Origin of the sequence: Actinocatenispora comari (assembly GCF_017312725.1) — a bacterium.
In the GTDB taxonomy this organism is placed as follows: Bacteria; Actinomycetota; Actinomycetes; order Mycobacteriales; family Micromonosporaceae; genus Actinocatenispora; species Actinocatenispora comari.
In genome coordinates this window covers 12,985-38,831 of sequence record NZ_BOPO01000150.1, presented here as the reverse complement: position 1 = coordinate 38,831, position 25,847 = coordinate 12,985, and the positions used below count along the sequence as shown (strand labels likewise).

Below are 25,847 nucleotides of genomic sequence, written 5' to 3'. Positions count from 1 at the left end.
CAGGTCCGTCGACCACGGGGCGCCGCGCTCGGAAAGCGCTTACCTATCGACCTCGGCCCGCGCTCGACGCTGGCACCGACCCATGATCAACCCGGTGGGGCGGCGGGGTCGCCGGCGCGGCGCCGGTGCGCGGCGAGCCGGTCGGCGACCTCGCGGCCCAGTTCGGTGTCGGGCTGGTCGGTGGTCGCCGCGGCCGCCGTGTGGTGCAGCGCGAGTGCGGTGGCGTGGTGGCCGAGCCGCTGCTCCGCGGTGGCCAGCCGGGTCTGCGCGAACGCCCGCAGCGGCCGGTCGCCGGCCCGTTCCGCGTACCCGATGGCCCGGCGCAGCCGCACCGCCGCCTCCGCGTACCGGTCGAGGTCGAGCAGCACGCCGCCGGCGTGACACAGCGCGTTGCCGGCGAGCCGCGGGTCGTCGGTGTCCTCGCCGAGCCGGGTGGCGTCGGCCAGCCGGTCCAGCGCCGCCACCGAGCTGCCCAGCTGGTGTTCGACCACGCCGAGGTTGCACAGCGCCATCCCGGTGAGCCGGTCGTCGGAGAGATCGCGGGCCAGTTCCATCAGCGCGGCCAGCCGGTCGGCGGCGTCCCGGTCCCGGCCAACCGACCGGGCCGCGGTGGCGAGGCCGCCGAGCGCGCGCGCCTGCTGCCGGCGATCGCCGGCGGCCACGGCGATCCGCAGCGCGGCGTCGAGTTCCCGCTCCGCGTCCGGGTAGTCGGCCTGCATGCCGAACACGTTGCCGAGCCCGATCCGCAGCGACGCCGCCAGCCGCCGGTCGCCGGTACGGTCCGCGGCGGCGAGCGCGATCCGCAACACCGCCTGGCACTCCCGGTACCTGCCCTGCCGGGTCAGGTAGTCGACCAGCGCCTCGGCGATCTCGCCGGCGAGGCCCGGGCGGCCGACCGCGACGGCGTGCGACACCACGTCCACCACGCCGCCGCCGGTCGCGTCCAGCCAGCCCGTCGCGGTACCGCGGTCCGGGAACGGCGCGGCGTCCGGGCCGGGCCGGTCGGCGGCGTGGTCCGCGGCGCACCGGGCCGCGGCGAGGTAGAGCCGCAGTACCCCGGTGCGGGCCGCGGCGACCGACTCGGCCGGGTCGTCGTCGGCGAGCCGGCGGGCGTAGACGCCGACGAGGTCGTGCAGCCGGTACCGCCCGGCGGAGGGCTGCTGCACCAGGCTGGCGTCGACCAGCGCCTCCAGTGCCCGTTCGGCCCGGACCACCGACCAGCCGAGCATCGCGGCCAGCACCAGCCCGTCCACCTCGACCGTCGGCGACAGCCCGAGCATCCGGAACGCCCGCTGCTGCTCGGCCGGCAGGTGGTCGTACGACGGGGCGAGCGCCGCCTCGACGCCCCGGTCCTCGGCGGTCAGCTCGCCGAGCCGGCGCTGCTCGTCCGCCACCCGGCCGACCAGGTGCCCCACAGTCCACATGGGACGGTTGTGCAGCCGGGTGCCGGCGATGCACAGCGCGAGCGGCAGGCCGCCGCACAGCCGCGCGAGCTCGCGTACCGCGGCGGGTTCGCCAGCGGCCCGCTCGGCGCCGACCAGCCGACCGAGCAGTCGAACGGATTCCTCGTCCGGCAACGGTTCCACCGTGACCCGGTGGGCGGCGTCGAGGCCGGCGAGCCGGTTGCGGCTGGTCACCAGTACCCGGCTGCCGGCGCCGCTCGGCAGTGCCGGCCGGACCTGCTCGGTACTCGTCGCGTCGTCGAGGACGACGAGCAGCCGGCGGTGCGCGGTCGCCGAGCGCCACCGGGCGACGAGCTCGTCCAGCTCGTCCGGCAGCCCGTCGGCCCCGACGCCGAGCGCGGCGAGCAGCCGGCGCAGCAGCCGTTCCGGCGGCAGGCCGCGCTGGATCGCGGTGTGCCCGTGCAGGTCGACGAACAGGCAGCCGTCCGGGAAGCCGGGCCGCAGCGCGTGCGCCGCGCGGGTCGCGAGCGCCGTCTTGCCGGCGCCGGCGACACCGGTCACCACGACGACCGACACCAGCCCCGCGTCACCGCCGCCGACCAGCGCGCACAGTTCCCGGTCCCGCCCGACGAGCTCCCCGGCGTTGCCCGGCAACTCGTCCGGCACCGCTGTCGCCTCCGGCGCGCTCGGCTCCGTGCTGCCGGGTGGACCCGCCGCCCCGGCCGCTCCCCTCGCCCCGGCCGCCCCTGTCGTCCCAGCCGCCTCTGTCGCGCCGGCCTTCCCTGTCGTCCCGGCCGTGGCGGTCGCGCCGGCAATCGCCGTCGCCCCGGCCGTCGCTGCCGGCTCGGCGGCCGCTCCCGGCGACTGGACCGTCCATCCCGCCGAGGGCGCTGTCGTCCCATCGGCCGTTCCCCATGACGGAGCCGCCGGTCCCGGCGCGTGCGCCGCCGGCGTTGCGGCATGGGCGGTCGGCTCGGCCGTTTCCGGCAACGGGGCCGCCGGTCCCGGCGCGTGCGCCGTCGTCGCTGCGGCGTGGGCGGTCGGTGCTGTCGTGGGGGCGGTCCGGAGCGGTGCGCATGCTGCCGGGGCGTCGCCGGTGAGGACCTCGCGCTGGACCCGGTGCAGTTCGGCGCCCGGCTCGACGCCGAGCTCGGTGACCAGCCGGGCCCGGAACGCGGTGAACACGTCGAGCGCGTCGGCCCGCCGGCCGAGGCCGTGCAGCGCCCGCATCAGCAGCCCGGCCAGCTGCTCGTCGTGCGGGTACGCCGGGGTCAGGGTGGCGAGGTCGTCGACCATCTCGGCGTAGGCGCCGAGCGTGAGCTGCGCGTCCAACCGGGACCGCAGCGCCGCGGCGCGGCGTTCGGTCAGCCGCAGCCGTTCCGCCGCCGCGTACGGGCCGGGCACGCCGGCGAGCGGTTCCCCGGTGAACAACCGCACCGCCGTCCCGTACCGGTCGACCGCGGTCGCCGCGTCGCCGGCGTCCCGGGCCGCGTCGGCGGCGGCGAGCAGCGCGGTCAGCCGCGCCGCGTCGATGCTCGCGTCGGCGTCGTCGAACCGGTACCCACCGCGCTGGCTGCGGAGCACGGTGGCCGGCGCCGGCACGCCGGTGCGCGCCAGGCAGCGGCGCAGCCGGTACACGTAGACGGGGACGACGCGGGTGCCGCTGGCCGGCGGGCGCTCGCCCCAGACCGCGTCGAGCAGGCCCTCCGCGCTGACGGTCACGGTGGGGCGCAACAGCAGTGCGGCGAGCAGGGCGCGCTGGCGGGCCGGCCCGAGCTCCACCTCCTGCTCGTCCCACCAGGCCCGTACCGGCCCGAGCACGCTGACGTGCAGTCTCCGGGTGCGGCCACCGGTGTCTTGCGACTCGCGCCCCACTCCGACCCACCTGACCCAAATATGCTGGATCGCTCATCGTAGCGACGCCACTGCGCGCAACCAAGCCGTCTCGTCGCGGCTCTGGACTGTCTGGGGAAATCCGATCGTGGCCACGGGGTCGGACTGGCTACCCTCCCGCCATGCCGAGCGAACTGCCGCAACCCGCCGCCGATGTCCGCGACACCGTGCAGGCCGTCATCGACCGTCTCGCCCTGATCCCGGACGACGGCTGGGAGCGTCCGGCCGCGGACCTGGACTGGTCCTGTCGGGAGACCGCCGCGCACATCCTCGACGACCTTGGCAGCTACGCCATGCAGCTGTCCGGCGAGCGGGGCCACGGCGACTCGTACACGCCGCTGGTCGAGCCGATGCAGCCGCGCCCGGACGGCCCGCCGTTCCTGTTCTGGCCGGAGGAGGACGGCGGCACCGAGGCGATTTGCCAGTGCCTCGACGCGGTCGGCGGGCTGCTTGTCGCGGTCGTCGCGACCGCCCCGGCGGACCGGATCGGCTGGCACCCGTACGGCAACCCCGACGCGACGGCGCTCGCCGCGATGGGGGTCACCGAGACCACCCTGCACGCGTACGACATCCTGCGGGCGCACGGCATCGACCACCGGCCGGACGAGGCGGTCGTCGGGCGGGTGCTCGACCGGATCTTCCCGGCCGCCGCCCGTACCGGCGACGCCTGGCACGACCTGCTCGCCGCCACCGGCCGTACCCCGGAAACCCGCGGTGTCAGCTGGCGGTGGGACTCCTCGGTGCGCAGCTGACCGCGACCGGGCCGGCGGACTTGCAGCCGGCGGGCTTGTGGCCGGCGGGCTTGTGGCCGGCGGGCTTGTGGCCGGCGGCCGACCGGACACTGCCGGCCGGGCCGCCGGCCGACCGGACCCTGCCGGCCAACCAGGCCAGGAAGGCGCAGCCGGCGAAGGCGGCGCCGAGGAAGCTGGAGCCGCGCCAGCCGGCGCTCGCGTACGCGGTGGTCGTGGCCGCCGCGCCGAGCGCCGAGCCGAGCGAGTAGAAGATCATGTATCCGCCGACGACGGTGCTGGTGCGGTCCGGGTGGGCCGCGGTCAGCGTGTGCTGGTTGCCGACGTGGACGACCTGGACGGCGAAGTCGAGCGCCAGCACGCCGGCGCCGACCAGCCAGAGCGACCACGACGCCTGGACGAGGGCGAGCCAGGATACGGCGAGCAGAACGAGCGCGCCGCCGGTGACGGGGCCGGCGAGGCCGCGGTCGGCCCACCGCCCGGCCCGCGCGGCGCCGAGGGCGCCGGCCAGCCCGGCGACGCCGAACAGCCCGATCTGTGCCGTACCCAGCCGCCACGGGGCCGCGGCGAGCGGCAGCGCGAGGCCGCTCCACAGCGTGCCGAACGAGGCGAAGAGGAAGAGCGCGACCAGCCCGCGCGTGACGAACAGCCGCTCCCGGAACAGCCCGCCGAGCGAGGCGAGCACCGCCCGGTACGAGGCGCGTTCGGTGCGCGGGTCCGCCGGCAGCAGCCGTCGGACCAGGTACGCCAGGGCGAGCAGGAGCGCGGCGAGCGCGAGGTAGACGCTGCGCCAGCCGCCCACCGCCGCGAGCGCGCCGGCGGCCACCCGGGCGCCGAGGATGCCGACGACGACGCCGGCGGTCACCGTACCGAGGGTGCGGCCGCGGTCGGCCGGGGTGGCCAGCGCGGCGGCGTACGCGACGGTCGTCTGGACGACGACCGCGAACAGTCCGGCGAGGCCCACCCCGGCCAGCAGCAGCCAGGTACGGGTGGCGACCGCCGCGACCGCCACGCCGGCGGCGGCCAGTACCAGGTGGATCGTGATCAGCCGGCGCCGGTCGACCAGGTCGCCCAACGGAACCAGCAAGGCGAGCCCGGCCAGGTAGCCGAGCTGGCCGGCGGTGACGATCCAGCCCAGTTCGGCGTCCGGCACCCGCAGGTCGGCACCGATCTCGGCGAGTACCGGCTGGGCCGCGTACACGGTCGCGACGGCGCCGGCGCAGGTCGTGGCGAACAGCAGCCGGCGGCCGGTGGTGAGCCCCATCCGCCCTCCCCATCAGTGGCATTTTGCAACCGATGGGAACGTACGGCAAGATGGTTTCAAACAGCAACTCTTTCCGGAGGTGTGATGGCCCACCCGAAGGCCGGCGCCGCGGACCCGGCCTGGACCGACCCGACCTGCCCGGTCGCCCGCACCCTCGACCTGGTGGGCGACCGGTGGAGCCTGCTCGTCGTCCGCGACGCGATGGACGGTGCCCGCTCGTTCACCGACTTCCAGCAGCGCACCGGCATCGCCCGCAACATCCTCACCGACCGGCTGCGCCGGCTGACCGCCAACGGCGTGCTCGACCGGCGGCCGGCGCCGTCCGGGAAGCGGCCGGTCTACCTGCTCACCCCGGCCGGGCGCGACCTGTTCACCGTCGTCGTGGCGTTGCGGCAGTGGGGCGAGCGGCACGCGTTCGGCCCGGACGAGCCCCGTTCCGTCCTGGTCGACCAGCACGACCGACCGGTCCCGGAGCTGCGGCCCACGACCTCCCGCGGCACCCTCGCCGACGCCGACAGCACCACCGTGCGGAGGCCCTAGTTTCCGGCACCCTCGGGGTACCAGCGGATGCCGTTCTGGCCGTCGAACCGCAGCGTGTCGCCGATGATGTGCTTCGGGTAGGTCGGGTGCTGGACGAAGTACCCGCCGATGCCCTGGATCGAGCTGGCGTCGCAGATCCCGTCGGTGTGGATGCAGAACCGCCGGACCGGGATCCCGTCGAAGTCGGTCGGGCCGGCGCCGGCGGAGGTGAAGCCGAGCAGGCTGACCCCCTTCGGGAACAGGTGACCCCAGATCCCGGTACCGGGCTGCATCGGGTCGGCGTAGAGCATCCCGTCGACCTGGCCGTGCGGGACGAACGAGCCGGCCGCGACGGCCTGCAGCACCTGGTCACCGATCTGCGCGCCCTGCGAGTACCCGGTGATCGTGATCCGCGCGCCGGGGTTCTCCGCGTGCAGCTGCTGCACCAGCGCCAGGGCCGCGCCGTACCCCTGGTGCACGCTGGCGTCGTAGCTCGGCGCGGTGACCCCGCCGACCCACGGGCCGGCCGTCGCCGGGTAGCAGACCCCGACCGCCTTGCTGCCGGCCGGCAGCGTCGCGTTGGCGGCCCAGTAGCTGGACGTGCAGCCCTTCGACGCGGGCTGCGCCGCACCGGTACCGCCGATCTCGACGTAGTAGTGGTCGATCCCGCTGGCGTGCGCCGCGGTGGCGAAGAATCCGCCGGCGACGAGCATCGCCGCGGTGGCACCCATCGAGGCCGCGAGTCGGCGGAGCGAGCGTCGTTTCATGCCATCCCTCTTCCTGCGATCCGGTACGGCCGCGGCGAGCGCCGCGGCAGCCCGACGCTAGGGGGCACCGATGACATCCCGCTGAAATCGCCCAAAAGCCGGCGGTGGATCGGTCAGGTCGCCGTGCGCGGGGTCATGCCGGGCCGAACCAGCGGGACAGGTGGGGGAGCAGGTCGGGCTGGTCGGCGCCGGCCCAGGCGACGTGGCCGTCCGGCCGCAGCAGTACGGCGGGGGCATCGAGCCGCGCGCCGGCGTCGACGACGTGGTCGACGCGGTCGGCCCAGCCGCCGACCGACAGCCGCCCGGTGCGGTCGATCAGCAACCCGCGGCCCCGGTGCATCAGCTGGTAGAGCCGCCCGTCGGACAGCGGTACGTCCGGCAGCCGGCGGCCGACCAGCTCGTCGGCCGAGCCGAGGTCGTACCGGATGCCGGTCGCGACGACCTGCTCGATCAGGTACCGGTGCACCTCCTCGAACTCCATCAGCCGGGCCAGGAGCCGCCGTACCGCCTGCGGGCCAGGTTCGGTCGAGATCAGTTCCATCTGAGCCCGGGAGTTGGTCAGTACGTCGGCCGCCACCGGGTGCCGCTCGGCGTGGTAGCTGTCCAGCAGGTCGTCGGGGGCCCGGCCGGCGACCGCGGCGGCGAGCTTCCAGCCGAGGTTGACCGCGTCCTGGAGGCCCAGGTTGAGCCCCTGCCCGCCGGTCGGCGGGTGCACGTGCGCGGCGTCGCCGGCCAGGAACACCCGGCCGGTCCGGTACCGCTCGGCCAGCCGGGTGGCGTTGCCGAACCGGGACAGCCAGCGCGGCGAGTGCACGCCGAAGTCGGTTCCCGCCACCGCCCGCAGCTGCCGCCGGAACTCGTCCAGGGTCGGCGGTACCGACCGGTCCTCGGCCACCTCGGCGGCGGGCACGACCACCCGGTACGCGCCGTCGCCCAGCGGGCCGAGGCCGAATCCCCGCTGCGTCCGCCGGATCTCGGCCACCACGCTCGCCACGGTCTCCGCCGGCGCGGTCACCCGCATCTCGCCGAGCAGCGTGTCGTGCGTGCTCGGCTCGCCGGGAAAGCCGACCCCGAGCAGCCGGCGTACCGTGCTGCGGCCGCCGTCGCAGCCGACCAGGAACCGCGCGCGCAGCCGGTCACCACCGGCGGTCTCGACCGCCACGCCGTCGTCGTCCTGGCTCAGCCCGACCACCGCGCAGCCGCGGCGGATCTCGGCGCCGAGTTCGACCGCGCGTTCGGCCAGCAGCCGGTCGATGGTCGGCTGCGGAATGCCCAGCACGTACCCGTGTGCGGTGTCCAGGCGCGGGGGAGTGGCGCCGCCGATGCCGGCGAAGTACCCGCCCAGCGGCGACTTCCTCCCCACCGCGAGGAACCGTTCCAGCAGGCCGCGCTGGTCGAGTAGCTCGATGCTGCGGGCGTGCAGCCCGAGCGCCCGCACCACGGTGGTCGGCTCGTCGTCGCGCTCCAGTACGACGACGTGCACGCCGTGCAGCCGCAGCTCGCTGGCGAGCATCAGCCCGGTCGGTCCACCGCCGGCCACGATCACGTCGATCATGCAACTCCATCCACAGGGCAGCAGCGATCGCGGCGAGTTCCGCGGGAACGCACCGGATCGAGGGTCGGGAGGCGAACGCAGAGTCTGCACCACACCCCCGCCCTTGCCGCAAGCCCCCCACCTCGCGTTACGTTGGTAGTGGCGGGCAGGTCCCGCCTTCTTCGGTGCCGCCAGCCGCCGGTTCGCGCGGCGTGAGGTCGCCCGGAGCCGGGACTCGGACTGCGGGGTGGCAAGCCGGCGGCGCGCCTGGCGCGGCGGTTACGGTGAGCGGATGCAGTTCCGCGACTTCGGTGCCAAGCGGGCCATCCGGCAACCGTCGATCGATCCCGACGACCTGGCGGAGACGGCCGACCCGCTGGACGGGGAGCTGGAGATCGTCGGCGCCAGCATCGTGCAGGCCGACGCGACCGGTTCGACCGCCGACGGGGAGGTCTCCGGATCGCTGTTGCGCGGGGTCGACCTGTCGGAGTCCCGGTGGGGGCCACTGGAACTGACCGATGTCGCGGTGCGAGGCGGGGACGTGTCCAACGCCGAATGGGCGCCGGTGACCGCCCGCCGGGTCGAGGTCGTCTCGTGCCGGGCCACGGGGTGGCGGCTGGCTCTGGCGCTGGCCGACGACCTGTACGTGGCGGACACCCGACTGGACTACGCCGTCGTACGGATCGACCGTACGAAGGGGTTCGTGGTGTTCGAGGGCTGCTCGTTCGACCGTGCGCAGATCGGCGGGGACCTGCGCAACGTGCTGTTCGTCGACTGCGAACTCGACGGGGTCGAGTTCGCCGCGACCGCCGCCACCGGCTGCGACCTGACCGGCTCCCGGATCGCCGGCGCCCGCGGCCTGCACTCCTTGCGCGGCGCCCGGATCACCGCCGCCCAGGCGGCCGTCGCCGGCGCCCAACTCGCCCACGAGGCCGGCTTCCAGGTCAACGCCGACGGATGAGCGGACGCGCGCCTCCCGACCGTGCGGCGGTCCCGAGGCGCGCGTGCGATCGGTAGGATCAGTGGGCTTTCACGGTCTCCGTGAACGTACGGAACGCGGTCGGGTGGACCACCAGTGCCGGCCCGTCCGGGTCCTTGCTGTCCCGGATGGCAACGACACCAGAGAGGTTGGCCGCTACTTCGACGCACTGACCGCCGGAGTTCCCGGATCGGGTACTCTTCCGCCACACGGCGCCGCTCAGATCGGTTGTCATTCGTACTCCTCTGCTGCCTTGGCAATCATGTCTCGGCTGGGGTCGGGGCCAAGTGTCCTGCCGTCGATGTCCCGCCACATCTGCCGGTACGGCTTTCGTTGCGCCGCCTGATCGAGATACAGGCCGCCGGTACGCGTCTCGTGGTAGATGACGTCGGATATCGCTCGTTGCGGAAACCGCATGTACGTGAAGCCGGCCATCATTGCCGCGTGCGCACCGGCCGAGAATGGCAACAGCCGCACGGTCACGTTGTCTCGTCGGCCGATGTCGACGAGGTGGCGGAGTTGTTCGGCCATGACGGCGGGGCCGCCGACCGGTCGGCGGATCACGGCTTCGTTCAGGATGACGTGCACGCGTGGCGCATCGTCGTCGTCCAGGCGTGCCTGGCGTTTGAGACGCAGGTCGACATGGCGCTCGATCTCCTCGTCGTCACCGTCGGCCTCGGCCGTGCGCATGATCTCGGCCGCATAGTCGTGGGTCTGCAACAGGCCGGTGACGAGTTCCGGCTCGTAGATGTCCATGCTCTCCGCGTAGGCCTCCATGCCCGCGAACAGCTCGAACCATTCCGGGATGACGTCTCCGTACGAGTGCCACCAGCCAGTCTTGGTCGTTTCGGTGGCCAGCGCGGTCAGCGCCTTGGTGAGACGCGCCGGAGCACGATAAATCTGGCAGAGAATTTCGACGTCCGCCCGGCGGCTCGGCGACTTCCCCGTTTCCATCCGGTAGATCTTCGACCTGCTGAAACCGGTGCGTGCCTCGATCTGCGCCGTCTTCAGCCCGCTCTGCTCACGGAGTTTTCCCAGCTCACGGCCCAAACGCCAGCGCGGAACGGTGGATCCCGTATCGCTGTCGATCACTGCCTCGACCTCCCTTCCCCGTGTCGCCGTGACACACCGGTCTGCACCGCTATGACACACGATGACGTGTCACGACGCAACACATTCGGTTTCACCATCTAACCGATGGTCGCATATGAGTTCACATGACTCGTTGCACAAAGGACCGTACTGCGGCAATACTGCTGATTGCCGACGACGAACGGTGACGCGTCGATTCCGTTGCGCGTCGCTTCGTCGGAGGTGGCCCGCCGCCGTACCCGGTGGGTCGAGGAGAAAGAGAGTGGGGGCGCGGTGCCTGCTTGCCGGCCGCACCGCGCCCCCGCCCCATCGAACCCTTGGAGAACCGATGGAGCTGCTGAAGACTATCGCGGGCGCGTGCCGGCGGCTGCGCGCCCGCATCGACGCCTGGCGAGACGAGCTCGCCACCCGCCCGATCGACCCGGCGGGGTGGTGGCGATGAGCACCCTCGCGCTGTACCGGGTGGCCGTCGACATCGGCTGCGCGCTCGACGCGGCCGGCATCGTCGCGCTGGCGGCGTACCTGCTCGTACCGCTCGCCGTCCGCCACCAGCGCCGGCGCCGCCGCCGGCCCACCGACCCGTACGCGGCGGCCACGGCACTTGCCGACCGCCTCCGCGCCGACCAGCTTCGCGCCGACAGCCTGCGCGCCGACCGGCTCCGCGCCGACCAGCTTCGCGCCGACAGTCTGAGCGCCGACCAGCTTCGCGCCGACAGCCTGCGCGCCGACCGGCTCCGCGCCGACCGGTTGCGTACCGACCGGCGGAGCGACGGACTGCCGGCCGGCGGCATTGGGCGCCAAGGGATTCCGGTCGGCCGGGCCCGGGTTCCGGTGGCAGGCACGGTGAGTGCGCCATGGTCGTGATTCCCGGCGATCGGGTGCGCATCGGCACGGCGACGGTGGTCACCGTCGTGGAGGCGTACCTGCATCACGAGCGCCTGGTCGAGATCACCGGCAGTACCGGTCGGGTCTGGTGGACGCATCCCGACCTGGTGCGCCGGGTGGTCACACCGGCGAGCACGCCGTGACCGGGTACCGGCCGCGGGTCGGCGACCTGGTCGCGCTGCCGGCGTACGTGTCGGACCGGCCCTACCGGGTGCTTTCGGTGTCGGACAGCCGAACCCCGGGCTGGGTGCACCTCGGCGGCTACCTGATCCATGCCGATCTGACCCAGTGGCACTGCGACCAGGACGTCCCGCTCGCCCAGCTCCGCCAACTCCCCGACCCGATCTGGCCCGACCCGTAGCGGAACCATCCAGGCGTGGCCACGGCGACGAGACGGCGGCGAATTTGTGCCGCACGTCACGCCCGATTTGTCGGATTACCGGGGCTCGCGGGCCCGCCAGAATGCACCCCGTGAAAGGTCGGAACGAGAGGGGAGCGAGTCGAGTGGGCAGCGATGGAAGCGGATCGTGGCGCGATCTCGGAGCACATCTGGGTACCGCGGTGGTGCTGGCCGGCGGTGTGCTGATCGGTGCGGTGAACATCTACGTGGCGGCCAGTCTGTTGCCGACGGCGGTCACCGAGATCGGCGGGGAACGGCTCTACGCCTGGAACATGACCGCGTTCCTGGTTGCCCAGCTGGTGGCGACGTTGTTCGTCCGCCGGGTGCTGGCCGGCCGTGGCACGGTCGGCGCCTACCTGATCGGCTTCGGCGTCTTCGCCGCCGGATCGGTGGTGTGCGCGGCGAGCCCGACCATGGCGGTGCTGCTCGTGGGCCGCGCCCTGCAGGGCCTCGGCGCCGGGCTGCTGACCGGGCTGGGGTTCGCGCTGGTGCAGGCGGCCCTGCCGCGTTCGTTGTGGGCGCGGGGCAGCGCGTTGATCTCGGCGATGTACGGAGTCGGCAACTTCGTCGGGCCGGCTCTCGGCGGGCTGTTCGCCCAGTTCGGTTCCTGGCGGCTGGCGTTCGTGGTGCTGGCCGCCGCCGCGGTCGGGATCGCTGTGCTGGTGCCCCGCACCCTGCCCCGGGGCGGCAGCTGGTCGACGGCGCACTCGCCACGGCCGGGCTCGGTGGGGCTCATCGTCGCCGCGGCGGGAGCCGTCAGCGTCGGGGGGATCGTCACGCAGCCGCTCGCCAAGGGCGCGCTGGTGGTGCTGGGGCTCCTACTGGTGGTGGCGTTCCTGGTCGCCGAGAGGCGAACCACGACCCCGGTGCTGCCCCGCTCCACCTACCGGCCGGGCGCCTCGCTGCCGTGGGTGTACGTGACGATCGCGGTGCTGGCGGCGGGTACCGCCGTCGAGGCGTTCCTGCCGCTGTTCGCGCAGCGGCTCGGCGGTCTGCCGCCGCTGCTGGCCGGCTTCTTCGGCGCCGCGCTGTCGCTGGGATGGGCGGGCAGCCAGGTCCTCAGCTCGTCGGCGCACCGCTCCGGGGTGGTCCGGCTGCTGCGGCCCGGCGGCCCCGCGGTACTCGCCGTCGGACTGGCAGTGCTCGCCGCACTGCTGCCCGCCGACGGCTCGACGGCCGCGGTCCTGGCCTGGCTTCCGTTGTTGCTGCTCGCCGGCGCCGGAATCGGCCTGGCCATGCCGCACCTGTCGGTCGCGGCGATGACGGGAACCGCCGATCCGGACGAGGCCAACCAGGCGGCGGCCGGCATCGCGACGGTACTGACGATGGCCACCGCGTTCGGCGCCGCCGTGGCCGGCCTGCTGGTCAACCTCGGCGGGGCGGACACCGTCGCGGCCGGCCGTTTCCTGCTGCTCGCCTTCGCCGTCGTCGCCGCACTCGGCGTGCCGACCGCAATGCGGGCCCAGCACCGCACCCGGTCGGCCGCCACGGACGACGACCTCGGCGACCCGGACCGGGCGTCGTCGCACGTCGGGAGCCCGCAACCGTGATCGGAGCGGGCCTGCCACGCAGCTGATCGCTACGGCTGCTCGGGGCCGCGCCGGGGGCGGCCGGTGATGGCGTGGAGGGTGGCGGCGGTGTCGGCGAGGTCGGTCAGTACGACGTCGGCACCCGCCGCCGCCAGCGCGTCGGCGCCGACCGAACCGGTTGCCACCGCGACGATCCGGGTGCCCGCGGCCCGGGCGGTGGCGACGTCGCGCAGGGTGTCACCGACGATCACGGTGTCCTCGGGACGGTGCGGACGACCGAGTTCTCGTTCGACCCGGGCGAACGCGTGCGCCGGCAGGTCGGTGCGCTCGTACGCGTCGCCGCCGTAGGCGCCGAGCCGGAGGTCGAGGTGGTCGGCCAGCCCGAAGGCGGTCAGTTTCATCACGGCGAGCGGGTACAGGTTGCCGGTCAGCACCGACTGGTGCACGCCGTGCAGCGCGCCCACCGCGGCCAGCGCCGCCGCCGCACTGGGCAGCGCCCGACCTTCGGTGGCGATGCCGTCGGCGTACGCCCGGAACTGCGTGACGAGCTGGTCGAGGAACCGGTCGAGCGTGCCGTCGGCCGGGTCGATGCCGTGTGCCTGCAACACCTCGGTGGCGGCCGCGAGTTCGGTCCGCCCGTCGAACTGCCACGGCGCCGTCAGCGGCCGGCCGGCGACCGCTTGGAACGCCGCCGCGTACGCGTCCCGGCCGGCCGGGCCGGCGTCCAGCAACGTGTGGTCGATGTCCCACAACACCAGCATCGGATCACCTCGGTCCTGCCACGAAGCCCGCACCGAACCGCGGTCGTACCCCGGGCCCGTCGGCCCACCGGTCGGATCGACGTCGAGTCTGCCGCACTCGGGTACCCGAGCCGAGCCCCGGCGGCCGACGACGCGGCACGGCTCAGTGCCAGTCGTCCCCATGCCGGGCGCCCGAGGGCTGGCCCGGCGGCGCGCCACCGGAAAATGCCTGGCCGCAGTGCGGACCCGGCGGGAGCATCGTGGTATGGCGGACATCTCGGGTCCACTCGGTACGACGCCGGAACTCGACCGACTGCTCCGGCGAGCGTGGAACGACAACACCGTCGTCGGGGTGTACCTGTTCGGCTCGGCCGCCCGGGAGGGCATGGCGACGCGCCATTCCGACGTCGACGTTTGCGTCGTGCTGGCCGAGCGATCGGACGAGTGGGCGACGCGGCGCTCGCCGGCGATCGACGTGGTGGTCAGGACGCTGGACGACCTGCGGGACGTCCCCGCGGATCCCGTCGACTGGTGGGACCGGTACGCCTGCTCGACGGTACGGATCCTGCTGGACCGCACCGACGGGGCTCTCGCCGCCGCACTGCACGTCCAGGCGACGCTGACCCATGCCGAGGTGGGCCGGGCCCTGACGACGTACCTGGACGGCTACGTCAACTTCGCCTACCGGTCGCTCAAGAGCCACCGGGACGGGCGGGCGTTCGAGGCGAAGCTGGACGCGATCGAGAGCATCGCCTGGGCGCTTCCGGTGGTGTTCGCGCTGCACCACCGGCTCCGCCCGTACAACAAGTACCTGCGGTGGGAGCTGGCGCGGCGGCCCCTCACCGACGGCTGGATCGACGGCGCTATGCTGCTCGACCTGGTCGGCCGGATCGCTGCCGACGGCGACGCCGCCGCCCAGCGGGAGCTGTTCGCGCGTATTGGACGGCCGGCGCGGGCCGCCGGCTTCGGCCCGACGATCGACGCCTGGGGTCACGAGCTGACGCTCTTTCGCTGACCCGCCCTGAGCCCCGGGAGTTCCGGGGCTCAGGGCGTCGGTCCTCAGTGGAGGGGCTGGAACGCGACGGTCTGCTCGGCGGCGCTGTGGTGGGCGCCAACCGGGCTGCCGGTGCGGTTGGTCCAGGTACGCAGGGGAGTGGTCGCCGGCTGCCCGCCGGCCATCCCGAGCACCAGCCCGCTGTACCGGTTGATCAGCCGGTACGTGCCGGGATCGGTGCGGTTGGGCACGATCCACCACTGCTGCCCGGTGCTTGGGCCGTCCGAGCCGACCGCGGTCACGGTCGGCTCGGCGCCCCAGGCCCGGCCCGCCGTGCTCGCCGCGTCCACGCCGAGCGCCCGCCCGGCCGGGTCGACCACCTGGTACGAGCCGTCCCCGTCGGCGACGAACCGCCAGTCGGCGTTGCGGCTGCGGGTGGCGGCCGGCAGCGCGACGGTCGCGGTGCTGCGGCCCGCGGTGGCGAGCACCCGGCCGGTACCGCTGGCGATCCGGTAGCTGGTGCCGGCCCGTACCGGTGCCTGCGTCGGCGCGGTCGTGTCGATCGTGACGTTGGCGTACTCGCCGTCGGAGTGGTTGCAGGCGATCGAGCAGTACGAGCGGAAGTCCTTGCCGACGATCGTGGTGCCGGTCAGCGTCGCGCTGTCGACGATCCAGCGGTACCAGGACTCCGAGGTGTAGTCGCCGGAGTCGCCGATCAGCCGCCACCGCTGGGTGCTCAGGTCGTCGGTGGCGTAGAACCGTTGCGGCTCGGGCCCGTTGGTGCGTTCCGGCTCGCCGATGTAGAGGCCGAGGTAGGCGTCGTAGACGATGTTCATCACGAACAGCTTCGACTTCGGCGGCAGGGTGCCGGCGGCCACCTGCTGGGTCGGGTTCCCGGTGTTGGCCGGGTCGTAGTCCTTGTCCGGCGGGGTGTAACCGGTCGCGCTGTCCGCGTCGACCGGCACCATGTTGCTTTCCTTGCCGCCGACCCCGGGCTGCGACCAGTGCCCGTCGTACCACTTCTGCCAGGTGCCGGTCGCCATCTTGCCCGAGATCGGCGCCCGCGCCACGTGCTGCAGGTCGACGTCCGCGCCGCCGGCGCCCTTCTTCGGTACCACCCGGGAGCCGTAGTACAGGTAGAAGTAGCCGGACGCGGGGTCGGTGAACAGCCGCGGATCGCCGTCGCCGTAGTAGAACGACTGGTTCGGGAATGCGTCCGTGTCACCGCGCTTCGTGCTGTACGGGGAGGTGACCGCGTGCCCCTCGATGCTCCAGGTCTTCCCGTGGTCGTGCGACACCGCGTAGTCCAGCGCGTCGTAGTGCGAGAACGAGTACGCGCCGAACGGCTCCGGGGTGAACTCGTTGTGCACGATGCCGTACCAGTCGCCGGTGTCCGGGTCGACCCAGGTACCGACCAGGTCGCAGTAGTTCTTCTGCGCGTAGCCGGAGCCGGCCGGCGCGTACGTGGACTCCTTGCCGGTCGGGCTGTTGTTGCAGCGCCAGGTGGTGTCGTTGTTGGCGTCGGCGGGGTTGTCCGGGTTCACCGCGTCGGACAGGCTGGCGTCCCGGCTGGCGTGGTCGAAGTCGGTACCGGTGTAGAACTCCCAGTACCGCGGGTCGTTGGCGCCGTAGAGGGCGGCCGACTGCTGGAAGTGGAACGTGCCGTCGCTGTCGATGAACGCACTCGCCGGCGTGTCGGTCGGGTACCGGTAGACGCCGGTCGAACCGATCGTGACGGTGTACTGCGCGGCCGGGTCGGCCGCCGCGGGTGTGCCGAGGCCGGCGGCGACCGTCAGCGCGGCGGCGGCGACCGCCACCGGCGCCGCCAGCGCGCGTCGTCGGGTCTGTCGGGAGAGGGGCACGGGATGGCTCCTTCCGTCCGAGCGGGAGGTGCCGCCGTCCGGCGGACAAGTCCCGATCCGTACGATTTATTTTCGCTAAGGTTATAACTAACTCGCTCCGGGTCAATACCCTGAGAACGCCAACCGAGACACCCTGGAGGTGCCGTGCTCACGGCAGGCAGCGGTACGGGCAGCGGCGACGCCGCCGCCCGCGGTGCGATCCGGCGCAACAACGTCAGCGTGGTGCTGCGCCACCTGCGCCGCGGTGCCCGGTCCCGGACCGAGATCTCCCGCGACCTCGGCCTGCCCAACTCCACCGTGTCCAAGCTCGTCGGCGAGCTCGTCGAGCTCGGCCTGGTCACCGACGACGAGCGGCGCCGGGCCGGCGGCATCGGCCGGCCACACCAGGCCGTCGCGCTGCGCGCCGGCGCCCGCTGCGGGCTCGGCGTCGAGATCAGCGTCAACTACATCCGGGTCATCGCCCTCGACCTGCCCGGCGACGTGCTGCTCGACGACCGCGCGCCGGTCGACCACGACCGCCGGAACCACCGCGCCACCCTCGACCTGACCGCCGACCTCGTCGCCGCCGCGCTCACCGCACTGCGCGCCACCGGTACCGCCGTCACCGGGGTCACCGTCGCCGCACCCGGCCACGTCGACCGGGACACCGGCGTCGTCCGCCTCGCCACCAACCTCGGCTGGTCCGACCTCCCCCTCGCCACCGAACTGGCCGACCGCCTCGGCCCGGGCGCCCCGCTGGTCCGGGTCGACAACGACGCCCGCCTCGGCACCGTCGCCGAGCACCGGGTGGCGCACGTACCGAGCCTGCTGTACCTCACCGGCGAGGTCGGTGTCGCCGGCGGCATCGTCGTGGACGACACACTGGTCCTCGGCGCCGCCCACTCCGCGGGCGAACTCGGCCACATGCCGCTCGATCCGCGCGGCGCCGCCTGCCCCTGCGGCCAGCGCGGCTGCTTCGAGACCATGGTCGGCCTCGGCACCTTCCTCTCGTACGCGGCCGACGCCACCGACCCGCTCCGCGACCAGCGCCGTGACCTGGAGGAACGGCTCGCGCTCGGCACCGCGCGCGCCGCCGCCGGGGACGCCCGTACGGTCCGGGCCGTCGACCGGATCGCCGCCGACCTCGGGCTCGGCCTCGGGCTGCTGGTCAACGTGCTGGACCCGGCGGTGGTGGTGCTCGGCGGGTACTTCAGCCATCTCGGCGAGCCGCTGCTGTCCCGGGTCCGCGCCGAGGTCACCGGCCGGGTACTCGCGCCGCACGCCGGCGGTTGCGACGTCCGGCTGTCCCGGCTCGGGTTCACCGCCGCCGCCCGCGGCGCCGCCGAGACCGTCCTGGACGACGTCTTCACCGACCCCGCCGCCTTCGGCGTCCCGGTGCCCTGACAGCGGGGTCGCGGGCCGGGCCGGCCGGCGCCGAGAAGCCGAGTGCCACGGCGGTCGCGGGCGACGGCCGAGTGCCGCGGCGGTCGCGGGCGACGACGCCCCGGCCGCGACGAGCCGGCCCGGACGGCCGCGGCCGGTCAGGCGGAGCGGCGGCGCAGCGAACCGGCGACGGCGAAGGCGATCGCGAGCAGGGCGGCGACCAGCCAGAGGGCACGCAGCACGCCGGCGGACCGGGCGAGCAGTCCCACGGCCGGCGGGCCGGCGAGGTTGGCCAGGTAGCCGATCGAGGCGACCACGCTGACTCGGGCGGCCGGGTTCGGGCCGCTCTCGGCCGCCGCCGACATGCCGAGCGGGAACCCCATCGAGACGCCCACCGCCCACAGCACCACGCCGAGCAGCACCAGCCACGGGCTGTTCCCGACGATGAACAGCGCGGTACCCAGCACGCCCAGGCCGGTGGTGCACCGGACGGCCCGGACCCGGCCGAGCCGGTCGACCACCGGGCCACCGAAGATCCGGGCGCTCGCCTCGGCGGCGGCGAACACCGTGAAGAACACCGCGGCCATCGCCGGGCTGCGCCCGTGCGCGTCGCTGACCGCGATCGTCAGCCAGTTGTTCGCGGAGCCCTCGCCGAGTTCCACCCCGAGCATGACGACGCCGATCAGCAGCAGCCGCCAGTCGGTCCAGCCCCGCAGCCACTCACCGACCTTCGCCCACCGGCTCCGCCGTCGCGCCGGCTCGTCCTGCTCGCGGGTACCGGCCGGGATCGACCGCGCCAGCACGAGTGCGGCGACCGCCACGACGACCGCCTCGCCGAAGAACTGCGCCGACGGCGCGATGTGCAGCGCCGCGCAGCCGCCACCGATGCCCGACCCGACCGCGACGCCGACCGACCAGGCGCCGTGCATCAGCGGCATCAGGGTGCGGCCGGCCGCCTGCTCGACCGCCGACCCCTCCACGTTGATCAGGACATCGAGCGTCCCGATCCCCAGGCCCACCAGCACGAACGCCGCCGCGATCAGCGGTACCGAGGTGAGCAGGGCGGCCGCGCCGAGCACCGCGAGAGCGCCCGCGACGAGCAGCAGCGCGCCGGACAGCGCGCGGCGGCTGCCGAGCCAGTGCAGTACCGGGGTGGCGGCGGAGAGGCCGGCGATCGAACCGACCGTCACCGCCGCCAGCAACGTACCGAGGGTGCCGGTGTCGACCGCCAGCGCCGCCTTCAGCTCCGGCAGCCGGGGCGCCCAGGCGGTCAGCGTCAGCCCGCCCAGGCCGAACGCGGCGATCACCGCATTGCGCCACCGAACGAGCGAGCGACGGTCGACGACGACGCCGGAACTACTCACGGGGCATCCTCACCGATCGCGCGGGGTCTCCGTCGCGACCCTAGGCCCCGCTGTCGGCGGGATGCTCAGCGGGCGGGGAGCTGACCGATCCGCAGCGGGTTCCCGAACGGGTCGCGCAGCCCGAAGTCGGTGCCGTAGTCGCGCTCGACCGGCTCCTCGCTGATCTCCACGCCACGCTCCCGCAGCGTCGCGTGCGTCTTCCGGACGTCCTCGGTGGTGAAGATCGTGACGCCCAGGGCGCCCTTGGTGACCAGCTCCCGCAGCTGGGCCGCGGTGGCCTCGTCGTGCGCCGGCGGGCCGGGCTTGACCAGCAGCAGCTCCCGGTCGGGCTGGCCCGGTACGTTGACCGTCAGCCAGCGCATGAACCCGAGGTCGGCGTCGGTGTGCACCTCCAGGCCGAGCTTGCCGACGTAGAAGTCGAGCGCCTCGTCCTGGTCCAGGACGTAGATCTCCGAGATCGTCATCGCGTTGAGCATCGGAACCCTCCCGTGACGGTGTGTCGAGTTCCGCCGACGCTACCGACCTTCGGCCCGGCGTACTTCTCCAAAACGACTCGGTCGCAGCCACGACCGGGCGAAGCAGCCCGGTACGTCGATCGGCGCCGACCGCCGCCGGTACGCGCTGGGCGGCTCGCCGGTGATCTCCCGGAAGGTGCGGCTGAACGTACCGAGGCTGGCGAAGCCGACCTCGAAGCAGACCTCGGTGATGCTGCGATCGGACTCGCGCAGCAGGAACATCGCCCGCTCGACCCGCCGGCGCTGCAGGTACCGGTGCGGTGTCTCGCCGAACACCGCCCGGAACGTGCGGATGAAGTGCGGCGCCGAGACGTGCGCGAGGCGGGCCAGCGTCGGGATGTCCAACGGTTGCGCGTAGTGCGCGTCCATCGCGTCCCGGGCCCGCAGCATCGCCAGGTTGCGCCGCTCGTTCTCCCGACTCACCACCCCATCACACCATCCCCGGCGGTGGGCGGTCGATCGTCGCGCGTGGCGGGTCGCGGACGGTGGCGCGCTGCCCCAGGATCACGCGCCACCGCGAGGTGGGGCCTACTGCTCGCCGTTGGCCTTGCGGACCTGGCCGGGCAGGGTGAACAGGTCGATCAGCAGGCCGATACCCAGCCAGCCGAGGGTGAAGATGTAGCTGACGCCACGGCCGGTCCGGCCCAGGTAGAACTGGTGCACGCCGAGGAAGCCGAAGAAGAACCACAGCAGGTACGCGACGCCGACCGACTTGGCGCCGGGCGTCGTGGCGCCGGCCGCGGGGGTGGCCTGCGGCGTCTGCGTTGCCTGATCCATCGATGTATCCCTTCAGAGGCCAAACCTCCCGGCACCGCGCCGGGAGATGGCACAGGGTACACACAACGTCAACACACTCGACGTTCAGCGAAAGACACCACAGAGTCATACTCGGGGCGGAACCGTACGTCAGCGCAGCCGGAAGACCGGACCGCGCGCGGTGAACGGCAGCGAGGCGCCCTGCGGTACCAGGAAGGCGTGCTCGCGGTGGATCCGGACCACGTCGCACTCCCCGTCGGTGATCAGCAGGATCGGTGCGGTGGCCGGGAAGTCCTCCGCCCGCTCCAGCAGCCGTACGCCGGGCTGCAGCACGGTGCCGCCCCGGCCACGGATCCGCACCCGGGTGGCGATGTCGGTGACCGGCAGGTACCCCGCGTCGTACGCGGCGGCGTCGCAGCACACCACCCGGGCGGCCGGCACGTCGCGCGCCGTCGCGTACGAGGCGATCGCGCCGAGCGCCTTGCCGAGCAGCTGCCGGTCCATCGAACCGGAGGTGTCCAGCACCACGCCGAACGTGCAGCGCTCCCGCTCCTCGGGCGGGAAGTACCGGCCGGCGCGCGGGATGTCCGGGGTGGCCGCCTGCCGCCGGGACGGCCGGGCGTAGCTGCGCACCGGGCGCGGCGACGGCACGTACTCGTCGAACCAGCGGGCCAGCCTTGCGTCCCACGGGATCGGCGGCTGCGCCAGGGCGCGGATCTCCTCCACCAGCCCGGCCGGTACGGTGCCGCGACGATCCCGTTCGTGCAGCGCGAAGCCCTGCAGCAGGCCGCGCCGGTAGAACTCGTCCAGATCGACGTAGTCGCGCGGGGGGCCGAGCGGCGCGCCGAGCACGTCCGGCCGGTTGGTCCCGGCCAGCGTCGCGAGCCGTCGCAGCCGGCGGCGGTCCCGCACGATCCGGTCGTACACCTCCTCGGCGGACAGGCCGGCGAGCTCCGGGTCGTGCAGCAGCCCCGCCGGCATCTCGCCGACGCCCAGCTCGGTCAGCCAGCCGTTCACCACGTAGTCGGCGGCCACGTTGTACAGGTACGGATCCCTCGCGCCGCACCGGTCGCCGTGCCGCAGCGCGGCGTGCAGCATCTCGTGCGCCAGGATGAACCGCCACTCCTGCTCGGTGTACGAGCGGAGCGGGTTCAGGTAGATCTCACCGGCCTCGGCGTTGACCGCGGCGATCGAGATGTCGTGGGCGCGGGCCAGTTCCGCGTCCGCGACCAGGGTCAGCCCGGACGCGAGCCCACCGAGCAGCGGGTACGACGAGACGAACCAGTTGAGCGCCCGGGTCCACGGCCGGTCCGGTGCCCGCCGACCGTTCAGGCTGTCCCGGCGGCCGCCGGCGACGTCCAGCGCGGCGGACATGGTGCGGGTCAGCGCCGAGGCGAACGACACCGTCCAGTCCACCGGCTGGTCGTACTTCGGCCACGGCTCCAGCCGCTGGTCCGGTTGCGGCCCAGCGGTTCCGGCCACCGCCGGCGCGCCCTCCCGGCGCCAGCGGTCGGCGAGCGTCGCCTCGTCCCCGGCCGGGTACGAGCCGGGCAGCGCGAACGGCGAGCGCCCCACCGGGAACGTCGCCAGGAACCGATTCACCACCAGGCAGCGCGCCGCCACGTCGTACCGGTCCGGCTGCTCACGCTCGCCCCTGACCGCCGGCAGGTGCCCGAAACCCAGATGTACCAAGGAATGCGCGAGCACCCAGGCCCATTCGGCGGGCTCGGCCAGTCGCTTCGGGTTGACGTGCACGATGCCGTTCGAGTCGACGATCGCCCAGCCGTCCACCGGGTACACCCGGCACTCCGGGCTGCGGCAGACCCTGCCGGGCACCGCGGCGAGCGCCGGGTTGCGGCCCAGCAGCGTCGCGCCCGCCTCGAACGCCTCGTCCGCCGGGTTCGGCCGCGGCCGGCGCCGACTCATCGGCGCTCCTGCCGCGGCGCGGGCCCGACGAACGGCGATGCGCGGTGCTCCAGCGGGCTCCCGCCCGCCGCGCGGCACCGGCGGTGCTCGCTCATCGGCGCGCCTCGACCAGCCGCGGCATGTCCCGCGCCGCCTCGATCAGGAACCAGGACGGCAGGACCGGATTGCCGTCCGGGCCGTCCGCGATCACCGTCTGCGCCACCTCGACCGAGATCTCCGCCAGCTGCACCAGCAGCGACTTCGCCCGGAACGCCACCTGCCGGCGGTTGGCCGACGCCTGCTCCCGGCTCGCCGGCAGCTCCTTGACCAGCCGGCCGCGGAACGCGTCGGCCAGGTAGTAGAGCAGATCGCGGTCCTCCAGCCGGTGCGGCCAGTGCGCGTCGCCCTTCAGGATCGCGTCCAGCCCGTACGCGTTGCGGACGATCTTGACGTAGCCGCCGAACGAGACGGCGTGCTGCGGCGTCAACAGCCCGCGTGCCAGCACCTCCAGCGTCGCGCCGTCCAGCTCGGTGCCGAACGACCGCAGCGCGTCCGACAGCATGTGCCAGGACCGCGGGGTGGAGAACGGCTCCTCGGTCTTGGGCGGGGCCGACCACAGGTGGTCCGGCCGGTCGGTGAGGTAGTCGACGACCCACGGGTGGATCGCGTGGTCGGCCGCCCAGGCCAGCCAGTCGCTGGTGCTCGCCCGCAGGTGCACGTGCACCAGCCGGTTGACCAGCGCGGACGCCATCGGCCGGGCCAGCGCGTTGTCGGTGGCGCGGTTCCCGGCGCCGATCACGATGCTGCCGGCCGGCAGCTCGTACGAACCGATCCGGCGGTCCAGGATCAGCGAGTAGAACGCCTTCTGCACGTCCGGCGTCGCCGCGTTCAGCTCGTCCAGGAACAGGCAGTACGGCTCGTCCCGGGCGATCGACTCCGGCGGGCAGAACCGGGCCCGACCGTCCGGCGTGATCTGCGGGACGCCGATCAGGTCCTCCGGCGCCAGCTGGGTACCGATCAGGCTCACGCACGGCAGCCCCAGCGAGTCGGCGAACTGGCGCACCAGCGACGACTTGCCGATGCCCGGCGCGCCCCACAGGAACACCGGCCGTACCGTGGCCAGGCCGAGCAGCAGCTCCGGTACCTGCGCCGGCGAGACCGTGACGCTCCCCTCCACGCTGCCCTCCCTTCCACGATTCCGGTGCGCCGTCGGCGTTTCCGCGACGTACCACGGCGGCAGCGGGTGCCAGTATGCGACAGCCACCGCCGTACCGGCTCCCGGTTTTGTGCCGCCGTCCGCCGCCGTGCACCCTGCCGGGCCTCGCTCGCCGCGGTACGGACATCGCCGGACTCCGTTGCGGCACCAGGGTTTCCGGCCGCCCCGAGGCTCTCGGCCGTCCGATCCGGTGCGGCGCCGACGTTCCCGACCACCGGAGCCGGTACGGTCGGGCCAGTCAGGTGTCGAGCCAGCGGCCGGCGCGCATCAGGTACCGGTCGGCGAACTCGTCGACCTCCCGCCAGACCTGCACCGTGTCCGGCCGCACCCGGAAGTACGCATGGGTGGGCAGCCTGCGCGGCTCGAACCCGGTGTGCGCGGCGAACTCGTCCGCGAGTTCCGCCGGCACCGCGTCGAGGCCGACCATCGTCACGGTCCCGTCGATCAGCACCACGTCCCGGGTGCCGTCCAGCGCCAGCCGTACCCTGCCGGCCGCGCGCAGGTTGCGCCCGGTCGGGTTGCCGCGCGAGGTGGCGAGCAGCACCTCGGTGCCGGTCCACAGGTACGACAGCGGCACCAGGTACGGCGCGCCACCCGGCCCGGCCGACGCCACCCACACGTCCACGTCGTGCGCCAGCCGCCGCAGCGTGTCCCGCATCCGCTCGGCCCGACCCCGTACCCCTGGCTGCGTCATGCCCACTCCGTTCCTCGACCCCGCGTCCAGCCGACCACCTCACGCCGGGTGGCGGCCGCTGGGTGCAGCCGACCACCTCGACCCGGGTCGAAGTCAAGCGGCGGCACCCGCTGCCCTCCGTCCCGCGTGCTGCCGATCACCCACCCGGGTCGACGTCGAGCGGCGGTACCCGAGATCCGGCGATTTCGGCCGTTTGCCGGTGCCGGCACCCGGCCGCGCCGATCCTGGAGGGGTACCGCTACCGGGGAGGCGACGTGGACATGTTCGAGGCGGCCGACCTGGGCCGGCTGGCGGCGTTCGACGACGAGATCGGCGTGCTCTCCCTGTACGCCACGGTCGAACCGGGGTCGGCGGTCGGGCAGACCCGGATGCGCAGCACCGTCACCGCGCTGCGCCGCGACCTCGCCGAGCACGCCGACCGGGACTGGGCGGCGCGCGCCGAGGCCCGGCTGGCCGAGCTGGAACAGACGATCACCGACCTGCTCGACCCGACCGAACCGGGACTCGGCCGGATGATGTTCGCGCAGATCGGCGGCGACGCGGTACACACCGCCTGGATCCAGCGGCCGGTCGGCGAGGTCGCCGTCGTCGAGTCGAACGCGTACCTGTGGCCGCTGCTCGCGGCGATCGAACCGGCCGCGCCGGCCGGCATCGCCCGGGTCGGCCGGGACGGCGTCCGCCTGTTCGACTGCCGCTACGGCCTCGCCGCCGAGCTGGACTCCGTCTCGTTCAACCTGCCCGGCGCCACCACCTCCGGCGAGCCGCGCTCCGACGTACCCACCCTGTCGCGCGCCGGCATCCACCCCGACCGGTACGCCCAGCGGGTCGAGGAACACCTCACCAAGTACCTGCGCCAGGCGGCCGGCACCGTCGCCCAGCAGCGCGGCTGGCAGACCCTGGTACTGGTGGGTGACCCGCGGCTGACCCGCATCCTCGCCGAGGCGCTGCCGCCCGACCGGGACCGCACCGAGCTCGACGCCGTCCTCGATCCGGACCTGACCCCGACCGAGGTACTCGACTTCGTCACCCCCACCCTGACCGAGGCACGCACCCGGCGCGAAGCGGCCGCGGTGCAGCGGGTGGCCGACCTGGCCCGGGCCGGCGGCAACGGGGTACTCGGACTCGCCGACACCGTGTCGATGCTGCAGGCCGGTCGGGTCGAACGGCTGCTGCTCGACGCGGCCGGCGGCTGGCGCCCCGAGGACGCCGTCGACGCCGGCGCCCCGCCCACCGCGGTCCTGCTCGCCGGCGAGGGCACCGCGAGCGAACTCGCCGAGGGCATGGTCGAACTGGCGCTGTCCCGCGGCGGCGCCGTCACCCTGCTGGACAACGCCACCGCCGCCGACCTCGCCGACCGCGACGGCGTCGCCGCCCTGCTCCGCTGGTGACTCCGTCGGGGTACGGGAAACGGGATCCTCGGTCGGA

At 73.8% G+C, this 25,847-nt stretch carries 25 protein-coding genes; 10 read left to right on the top strand and 15 right to left on the bottom strand.

Annotation, left to right across the window (positions count from 1 at the left end; all coding sequences use genetic code 11):
- Window positions 1-86 precede the first annotated feature (86 nt).
- Complete coding sequence (locus tag NUM_RS35630; RefSeq protein ID WP_207129351.1) at window positions 87-3,278, bottom strand: AfsR/SARP family transcriptional regulator; 3,192 nt, start codon at window positions 3,276-3,278, stop codon at window positions 87-89.
- 140 nt (window positions 3,279-3,418) lie between these two features.
- Between NUM_RS35630 and NUM_RS35625 the strand changes: the two genes are divergently transcribed.
- Complete coding sequence (locus NUM_RS35625) at window positions 3,419-4,048, top strand: maleylpyruvate isomerase N-terminal domain-containing protein (protein ID WP_207129350.1); 630 nt, start codon at window positions 3,419-3,421, stop codon at window positions 4,046-4,048.
- Here NUM_RS35625 and NUM_RS35620 read toward each other — a convergent pair.
- The gene (locus tag NUM_RS35620; RefSeq protein WP_207129349.1) at window positions 4,014-5,309 is read right to left on the bottom strand and encodes an MFS transporter; all 1,296 of its coding nucleotides are present in this window, start codon (window positions 5,307-5,309) and stop codon (window positions 4,014-4,016) included. The two genes, NUM_RS35625 and NUM_RS35620, sit on opposite strands and share 35 nt — an antisense overlap.
- A gap of 84 nt (window positions 5,310-5,393) precedes the next feature.
- On the opposite strand from NUM_RS35620, the gene NUM_RS35615 reads away from it, so the two are divergent.
- Window positions 5,394-5,849 carry a winged helix-turn-helix transcriptional regulator gene (locus tag NUM_RS35615; protein WP_207129348.1) on the top strand — a complete coding sequence of 152 codons (456 nt, stop codon included), beginning with the start codon at window positions 5,394-5,396 and terminating at the stop codon, window positions 5,847-5,849.
- Here NUM_RS35615 and NUM_RS35610 read toward each other — a convergent pair.
- Window positions 5,846-6,595 (bottom strand): PE-PPE domain-containing protein, encoded by a 750-nt coding sequence (locus tag NUM_RS35610; protein WP_207129347.1) that lies wholly within the window; start codon window positions 6,593-6,595, stop codon window positions 5,846-5,848. The genes NUM_RS35615 and NUM_RS35610 overlap by 4 nt on opposite strands.
- A gap of 133 nt (window positions 6,596-6,728) precedes the next feature.
- Window positions 6,729-8,150: a rifampin monooxygenase gene (gene rox / locus NUM_RS35605; RefSeq protein ID WP_207129346.1), complete on the bottom strand. Its 1,422-nt coding sequence runs from the start codon at window positions 8,148-8,150 to the stop codon at window positions 6,729-6,731.
- A 271-nt stretch (window positions 8,151-8,421) separates the two neighbouring features.
- Between rox and NUM_RS35600 the strand changes: the two genes are divergently transcribed.
- The gene (locus NUM_RS35600) at window positions 8,422-9,090 is read left to right on the top strand and encodes a pentapeptide repeat-containing protein (RefSeq protein ID WP_207129345.1); all 669 of its coding nucleotides are present in this window, start codon (window positions 8,422-8,424) and stop codon (window positions 9,088-9,090) included.
- A 58-nt stretch (window positions 9,091-9,148) separates the two neighbouring features.
- Here the strand turns inward: NUM_RS35600 and NUM_RS35595 are convergent, their stop codons facing one another.
- Together NUM_RS35595 and NUM_RS35590 are read right to left on the bottom strand one after the other, a co-directional pair.
- Complete coding sequence (locus NUM_RS35595; RefSeq protein ID WP_207129344.1) at window positions 9,149-9,343, bottom strand: DUF397 domain-containing protein; 195 nt, start codon at window positions 9,341-9,343, stop codon at window positions 9,149-9,151.
- Entirely contained in the window at window positions 9,340-10,200 is an 861-nt protein-coding gene (locus NUM_RS35590; protein ID WP_207129343.1) for a helix-turn-helix domain-containing protein, read from the bottom strand. Before NUM_RS35590 ends, NUM_RS35595 begins: the two co-directional genes overlap by 4 nt.
- Before the next feature lie 438 nt (window positions 10,201-10,638).
- Here NUM_RS35590 and NUM_RS35585 point away from each other — a divergent pair, with 438 nt between their 5' ends.
- The 4 genes from NUM_RS35585 (at window position 10,639) to NUM_RS35570 (ending at window position 13,035) form a co-directional block, all read left to right on the top strand.
- Entirely contained in the window at window positions 10,639-11,064 is a 426-nt protein-coding gene (locus NUM_RS35585) for a hypothetical protein (RefSeq protein ID WP_207129342.1), read from the top strand.
- Entirely contained in the window at window positions 11,055-11,228 is a 174-nt protein-coding gene (locus tag NUM_RS35580) for a hypothetical protein (protein WP_207129341.1), read from the top strand. The genes NUM_RS35585 and NUM_RS35580 overlap by 10 nt, the downstream gene beginning before the upstream one ends.
- Complete coding sequence (locus tag NUM_RS35575; RefSeq protein WP_207129340.1) at window positions 11,225-11,446, top strand: hypothetical protein; 222 nt, start codon at window positions 11,225-11,227, stop codon at window positions 11,444-11,446. The genes NUM_RS35580 and NUM_RS35575 overlap by 4 nt, the downstream gene beginning before the upstream one ends.
- Before the next feature lie 143 nt (window positions 11,447-11,589).
- Window positions 11,590-13,035, top strand: a complete 1,446-nt coding sequence (locus tag NUM_RS35570) for an MFS transporter (protein ID WP_207129339.1) — start codon at window positions 11,590-11,592, stop codon at window positions 13,033-13,035.
- 29 nt (window positions 13,036-13,064) lie between these two features.
- On the opposite strand, the gene NUM_RS35565 is transcribed toward NUM_RS35570, so the two are convergent.
- Window positions 13,065-13,775, bottom strand: coding sequence for an HAD family hydrolase (locus NUM_RS35565; RefSeq protein ID WP_207129338.1), 711 nt, complete (start codon window positions 13,773-13,775; stop codon window positions 13,065-13,067).
- Between the two features lie 244 nt (window positions 13,776-14,019).
- On the opposite strand from NUM_RS35565, the gene NUM_RS35560 reads away from it, so the two are divergent.
- Window positions 14,020-14,769, top strand: coding sequence for a nucleotidyltransferase domain-containing protein (locus NUM_RS35560; RefSeq protein ID WP_207129337.1), 750 nt, complete (start codon window positions 14,020-14,022; stop codon window positions 14,767-14,769).
- Between the two features lie 44 nt (window positions 14,770-14,813).
- Here the strand turns inward: NUM_RS35560 and NUM_RS35555 are convergent, their stop codons facing one another.
- Complete coding sequence (locus NUM_RS35555) at window positions 14,814-16,610, bottom strand: RICIN domain-containing protein (protein WP_225919067.1); 1,797 nt, start codon at window positions 16,608-16,610, stop codon at window positions 14,814-14,816.
- A gap of 144 nt (window positions 16,611-16,754) precedes the next feature.
- Between NUM_RS35555 and NUM_RS35550 the strand changes: the two genes are divergently transcribed.
- Window positions 16,755-17,993: an ROK family transcriptional regulator gene (locus NUM_RS35550; protein WP_207129336.1), complete on the top strand. Its 1,239-nt coding sequence runs from the start codon at window positions 16,755-16,757 to the stop codon at window positions 17,991-17,993.
- A 137-nt stretch (window positions 17,994-18,130) separates the two neighbouring features.
- On the opposite strand, the gene NUM_RS35545 is transcribed toward NUM_RS35550, so the two are convergent.
- The 7 genes from NUM_RS35545 to NUM_RS35515 all read right to left on the bottom strand — a co-directional run bounded on the left by NUM_RS35545 (window position 18,131) and on the right by NUM_RS35515 (window position 24,422).
- Window positions 18,131-19,336: an MFS transporter gene (locus NUM_RS35545; RefSeq protein WP_207129335.1), complete on the bottom strand. Its 1,206-nt coding sequence runs from the start codon at window positions 19,334-19,336 to the stop codon at window positions 18,131-18,133.
- A 65-nt stretch (window positions 19,337-19,401) separates the two neighbouring features.
- On the bottom strand, window positions 19,402-19,800 hold the full coding sequence (locus tag NUM_RS35540) for a VOC family protein (protein WP_225919066.1): 399 nt from the start codon (window positions 19,798-19,800) through the stop codon (window positions 19,402-19,404).
- A gap of 51 nt (window positions 19,801-19,851) precedes the next feature.
- Complete coding sequence (locus NUM_RS35535) at window positions 19,852-20,274, bottom strand: helix-turn-helix domain-containing protein (RefSeq protein WP_207129333.1); 423 nt, start codon at window positions 20,272-20,274, stop codon at window positions 19,852-19,854.
- A 105-nt stretch (window positions 20,275-20,379) separates the two neighbouring features.
- Entirely contained in the window at window positions 20,380-20,628 is a 249-nt protein-coding gene (locus NUM_RS35530) for a TM2 domain-containing protein (protein ID WP_207129332.1), read from the bottom strand.
- Window positions 20,629-20,757: 129 nt separating this feature from the next.
- Window positions 20,758-22,533 carry a vWA domain-containing protein gene (locus NUM_RS35525; RefSeq protein ID WP_207129331.1) on the bottom strand — a complete coding sequence of 592 codons (1,776 nt, stop codon included), beginning with the start codon at window positions 22,531-22,533 and terminating at the stop codon, window positions 20,758-20,760.
- Window positions 22,534-22,624: 91 nt separating this feature from the next.
- A complete protein-coding gene (locus NUM_RS35520; RefSeq protein WP_207129330.1) occupies window positions 22,625-23,689 on the bottom strand; it encodes an ATP-binding protein in 1,065 nt (354 codons plus the stop codon).
- A gap of 277 nt (window positions 23,690-23,966) precedes the next feature.
- Complete coding sequence (locus tag NUM_RS35515) at window positions 23,967-24,422, bottom strand: pyridoxamine 5'-phosphate oxidase family protein (RefSeq protein WP_207129329.1); 456 nt, start codon at window positions 24,420-24,422, stop codon at window positions 23,967-23,969.
- A 260-nt stretch (window positions 24,423-24,682) separates the two neighbouring features.
- Here NUM_RS35515 and NUM_RS35510 point away from each other — a divergent pair, with 260 nt between their 5' ends.
- Window positions 24,683-25,810: a baeRF10 domain-containing protein gene (locus NUM_RS35510; protein WP_225919075.1), complete on the top strand. Its 1,128-nt coding sequence runs from the start codon at window positions 24,683-24,685 to the stop codon at window positions 25,808-25,810.
- Window positions 25,811-25,847: the final 37 nt, after the last annotated feature.

Excerpts from the sequence above, each read along its gene's own strand:
- NUM_RS35530 (WP_207129332.1), bottom strand. The coding sequence starts at position 20,628 with ATGGATCAGGCAACGCAGACGCCGCAGGCCACCCCCGCGGCCGGCGCC.
- NUM_RS35595 (WP_207129344.1), bottom strand. The coding sequence starts at position 9,343 with ATGACAACCGATCTGAGCGGCGCCGTGTGGCGGAAGAGTACCCGATCC.
- rox (WP_207129346.1), bottom strand. The coding sequence starts at position 8,150 with ATGATCGACGTGATCGTGGCCGGCGGTGGACCGACCGGGCTGATGCTC.
- NUM_RS35610 (WP_207129347.1), bottom strand. The coding sequence starts at position 6,595 with ATGAAACGACGCTCGCTCCGCCGACTCGCGGCCTCGATGGGTGCCACC.
- NUM_RS35620 (WP_207129349.1), bottom strand. The coding sequence starts at position 5,309 with ATGGGGCTCACCACCGGCCGCCGGCTGCTGTTCGCCACGACCTGCGCC.
- NUM_RS35600 (WP_207129345.1), top strand. The coding sequence starts at position 8,422 with ATGCAGTTCCGCGACTTCGGTGCCAAGCGGGCCATCCGGCAACCGTCG.
- NUM_RS35585 (WP_207129342.1), top strand. The coding sequence starts at position 10,639 with ATGAGCACCCTCGCGCTGTACCGGGTGGCCGTCGACATCGGCTGCGCG.
- NUM_RS35540 (WP_225919066.1), bottom strand. The coding sequence starts at position 19,800 with ATGACGATCTCGGAGATCTACGTCCTGGACCAGGACGAGGCGCTCGAC.
- NUM_RS35615 (WP_207129348.1), top strand. The coding sequence starts at position 5,394 with ATGGCCCACCCGAAGGCCGGCGCCGCGGACCCGGCCTGGACCGACCCG.
- NUM_RS35625 (WP_207129350.1), top strand. The coding sequence starts at position 3,419 with ATGCCGAGCGAACTGCCGCAACCCGCCGCCGATGTCCGCGACACCGTG.
- NUM_RS35580 (WP_207129341.1), top strand. The coding sequence starts at position 11,055 with ATGGTCGTGATTCCCGGCGATCGGGTGCGCATCGGCACGGCGACGGTG.
- NUM_RS35565 (WP_207129338.1), bottom strand. The coding sequence starts at position 13,775 with ATGCTGGTGTTGTGGGACATCGACCACACGTTGCTGGACGCCGGCCCG.
- NUM_RS35510 (WP_225919075.1), top strand. The coding sequence starts at position 24,683 with ATGTTCGAGGCGGCCGACCTGGGCCGGCTGGCGGCGTTCGACGACGAG.
- NUM_RS35560 (WP_207129337.1), top strand. The coding sequence starts at position 14,020 with ATGGCGGACATCTCGGGTCCACTCGGTACGACGCCGGAACTCGACCGA.
- NUM_RS35525 (WP_207129331.1), bottom strand. The coding sequence starts at position 22,533 with ATGAGTCGGCGCCGGCCGCGGCCGAACCCGGCGGACGAGGCGTTCGAG.
- NUM_RS35515 (WP_207129329.1), bottom strand. The coding sequence starts at position 24,422 with ATGACGCAGCCAGGGGTACGGGGTCGGGCCGAGCGGATGCGGGACACG.